Origin of the sequence: Micromonospora tarensis (genome assembly GCF_016803395.1) — a bacterium.
GTDB classification, from domain to species: Bacteria; Actinomycetota; Actinomycetes; order Mycobacteriales; family Micromonosporaceae; genus Micromonospora; species Micromonospora tarensis.
Genome location: NZ_JAEVHL010000390.1, coordinates 1 through 3,710 on the forward strand (window position 1 = coordinate 1; position 3,710 = coordinate 3,710).

3 protein-coding genes and 1 pseudogene are annotated in these 3,710 nt (G+C 72.1%); 3 read left to right on the top strand and 1 reads right to left on the bottom strand.

All coding sequences use genetic code 11. From position 1 onward, the window contains the following. Positions 1-130 precede the first annotated feature (130 nt). Together JM949_RS34410 and JM949_RS34415 are read left to right on the top strand one after the other, a co-directional pair. Positions 131-1,116: pseudogene (locus JM949_RS34410) on the top strand (4-hydroxy-3-methylbut-2-enyl diphosphate reductase). A gap of 40 nt (positions 1,117-1,156) precedes the next feature. Continuing rightward, positions 1,157-1,591, top strand: a complete 435-nt coding sequence (locus JM949_RS34415) for a hypothetical protein (protein WP_203152203.1) — start codon at positions 1,157-1,159, stop codon at positions 1,589-1,591. 85 nt (positions 1,592-1,676) lie between these two features. On the opposite strand, the gene JM949_RS34420 is transcribed toward JM949_RS34415, so the two are convergent. Continuing rightward, entirely contained in the window at positions 1,677-2,843 is a 1,167-nt protein-coding gene (locus tag JM949_RS34420; RefSeq protein ID WP_203152204.1) for a DNA recombination protein RmuC, read from the bottom strand. Positions 2,844-2,897: 54 nt separating this feature from the next. Between JM949_RS34420 and JM949_RS34425 the strand changes: the two genes are divergently transcribed. After that, positions 2,898-3,710 (top strand): hypothetical protein (locus JM949_RS34425; protein WP_203152206.1); only part of this gene is annotated, 813 nt, incomplete at its 3' end.

The window sequence follows — 3,710 nt, forward strand, 5'->3', positions numbered from 1 at the left end:
CCCCGCCCGACCCTACGGACCCTGCCACCCGACCCGTTGATCATGAAGTTATTGCCATCGTCGGTCGCGTGTCGTGGCGATAACTTCATGATCAACTGGGTCTGGTTGGTGGGGCACGTATGGTGGATGGGTGACTGAGGCTGAGGCGACTTCACGGATTGCCAAGCGCGTGCTTCTGGCCAAGCCGCGCGGCTACTGCGCGGGTGTCGACCGCGCGGTGCAGACCGTCGAGGAGGCGTTGAAGCTCTACGGCGCCCCGATCTACGTGCGCAAGCAGATCGTGCACAACAAGCACGTGGTGCAGACCCTGGAAGCCCAGGGCGCGATCTTCGTGGAGGAGAACGAGGAGGTGCCCGAGGGGGCCACCGTCATCTTCTCCGCCCACGGCGTCGCGCCGGAGGTCTACGAGCAGGCCCGGGCGCGCTCGCTGAAGGCGATCGACGCGACCTGCCCGCTGGTCACGAAGGTGCACCACGAGGCGAGGCGCTTCGCCGCCGAGGACTACGACATCCTGCTCATCGGGCACGAGGGGCACGAAGAGGTGATCGGCACCGCCGGCGAGGCCCCCGCGCACATCCAGCTGGTGGACGGCCCGGACGACGCCGACAAGATCACCGTCCGCGATCCGGAGAAGGTGGTCTGGCTCTCCCAGACCACGCTCTCGGTCGACGAGACGCTGGAGACTGTCGCCCGGCTCAAGCAGCGGCTGCCGCTGTTGCAGTCCCCGCCCAGCGACGACATCTGCTACGCCACCTCCAACCGGCAACACGTGGTCAAGGAGATCGCCCCGGACTGTGACGTGGTGATCGTCGTCGGCTCGACGAACTCCTCCAACTCGGTCCGCCTGGTCGAGGTGGCAGTGGACGCGGGCGCCGCGCCGGCCACCTGGTCGACTTCGCGCACGAGATCGACGACGCCTGGCTGGAGGGGGCCACCACGGTCGGCCTGACCTCGGGCGCGAGCGTCCCGGACGACCTGGTCCAGGACGTCCTGACCCACCTCGCCGCGCGGGGTTTCGCCGACGTCGAAGAGATCACCACCGCCAACGAGCGGTTGACGTTCTCGCTTCCGCAGGAGCTGAAGCGGGACATGAAAGCCGCTGCGGCACGCGGCTGAGCGTGGGAACGAACCCGGGCCGGCGTACGTCAGATCCGGCATGAGGACCTTTCGGCTCGCCATCCCCACGCTGGCCGTCTGCGTGGCGCTGAGCGCCTGCGGTAACTCGGGTGCCGGCGACGGCACCCCCACCCCGACACCCACTGGGGCGCAGCCGGTGACCAGCCAGCCCACGCCCGACCCGAGCAATCCGCCGTCGGCCGTCGCCCCCACTCCGTCCGCCGGCCCCAAGATGCCGAAGCCGGGTGGTCCCAGCACACCCCCGGGGGTCGGGGCCACCACCCTGAGCGGCACGGTGCAGAGCGGCGTGGAGCCCAACTGCGTGCTACTCGACGGTTATCTGCTGCTCGGTGGCCCGCGCGACGTGCTCACGCCCGGCGTCCGGGTCGAGGTCACCGGTCGGGTGGAGCCCGGCATGATGACCACCTGCCAGCAGGGCACCCCGTTCGTGGTGACAGCCGCCCACCGGTCCTGACCGGTCCGCTCCGACAGCGGGAGCCCGGCCGCCGGGCTCGCCGTTCACGAGCGACACCGCGGTGCCGGCTCCCGCTCGGGCACTGTCACCCGAGCCGCTCGCGGGCCGCGGCCCCGTCGTCGGCCAGCTCGGGCGCCTGTGGCTGCCGGGGCGTCAGCTCGACCTGCGCGGGCGTGGTCAACTCCTCGTCCGAGACGCCCAGCTCGGCGAGCTTACGGGCGCTGACCAGCACCCGGGCCTCCAACGAGCCGACCGCCCGGTTGTACGCGGTCACCGCACCGGCCAGCGACGACCCGAGCTTGCCCACGTGGTCGCCGAGGGTGGAGAGCCGGCCGTACAGCTCCCGGGCGAGGGTGTGCACCGCGACCGCGTTGCGGGCCAGCGCCTCCTGCCGCCAGGAGTAGGCGACGGTGCGAAGCAGCGCGACCAGCGTGGCCGGCGTGGCGAGCACCACGTCGCGGGCGAAGGCGTGCTCCAGCAGCGTCGGATCCCGCTGGAGCGCGACGTCGAGGAACGGGTCGGCGGGGACGAACAGCACCACGAACTCCGGCGAGTTGTCGAACGCCGACCAGTACGACTTGGCGGCCAGCGCGTCGACGTGCCCCCGCAGGTGCCGCGCGTGCGCGTCGAGGTGGGCGTCCCGGCCGCGCTCGTCGCGGGCCTCCATGGCCGTCAGGTACGCGTCGAACGGTGCCTTGGCGTCGACCACCACCGACCGGCCGCCGTGCAGCCGGACCACCAGATCCGGTCGGACGGCCTGCTGGTCGGTGGCGGCGGTGACCTGCTCGGCGAAGTCGCAGTGCTCAAGCATCCCGGCGGCCTCGACGATCCGACGCAGCTGGTGCTCACCCCAGCGGCCCCGCACCTGCGGCGCGCGCAACGCCGCCACCAGCTGTTTGGTCTCGGTGCGCAGCTCACCGGAGACGGTGCTCATCGAACGCACCTGCTCACGCAGCTCGGCGTACGCGTCGACCCGGTCGTGCTCCAGCTCGGCGACCCGCTGCTCGTAGCGGCGCAGGGTGTCGTGCAGCGGCGCGACCGCCCGGGCCACCGCCTCCTGGGACTGGGCGGTGGCCTCGTAGCTCAGCGCCCGCATGGACTGCTCCAGCCGGCCCTCACCCTCCCGGGTCGCGGCGAGGGTGGCGTCGAGCCGGGCGATGTCGGCCGCCGACCGGGACCGCGCCGCGAGCCAGCCCACCGCCCCACCGGCGCCGAGGCACACGATCACCAGGACCAGCGTCGAGACGTCCATCACCGGAGCTTGCCAGACGGATACGACGTGACACCCGGGGGTACGTTCGAAGACATGGAACTCCTGCTCTGCCTCGCCGTCGTGCTGGTCGGTGCGCTGGGCGCCGCAGCGCTCATCCGCGCCCAGGCCGGTGCCCGCCGGCGCACCGAGCTGGGCGACGCCCGGGCGGAGGCGCAACGATGGTACGAGCGCCTCGGCGGTCAGTTGATCAACCTGCACGGCGACCAACCAGCGGTACGCCAGGCGCTGGCCGACGCCGGTGAGCGGTACAACGCGGCCGGTTCCCAGCTGGAGCAGGCGTCCACGCCGCACCAGTTCGCGCTGGCCCGGGAGACCGCGCTGGAGGGGTTGGCGTACATCCGGGCGGCCCGTACGGCAATGGGCATCGACCCGGGCCCCGAGCTGCCGACCCTGGCCGCCGCCCGTGGTGTCGGGCAACTCACCAAGGAGCGCGAGGTCGACGTGCAGGGGCAGACCTTCCGGGCCGGGCCGCAGCCCGGCCGGGAAACGCCCTACTACTACCCAGGTGGGCGTTACCAGGGCCGCCCGGTGCCGGCAGGTTGGTATTCGACGCCGTGGTGGAAGACGGCGTTGGGCGCCGGCGCCGGTGTGCTCGGCGGCATCCTGATCGCCGACGCGCTCTTCTCGCCCGCCTTCGCCGACCCGGGGTACGGCTACGACGCCGGCTACCAGGAGGGCTTCGGCGACGGCGTCGACCAGGGCGGCGACGGTGGCGACCAGGGCGGCGACTTCGGCGGCGGCGACCAGGGTGGGGACTTCGGCGGCGGCGACTACGCCGGTGGGGATTACGGCGGTGGGGATTACGGCGGCGACTTCGGTGGTGGCGGCTTCGGGGGCGGGGATTTC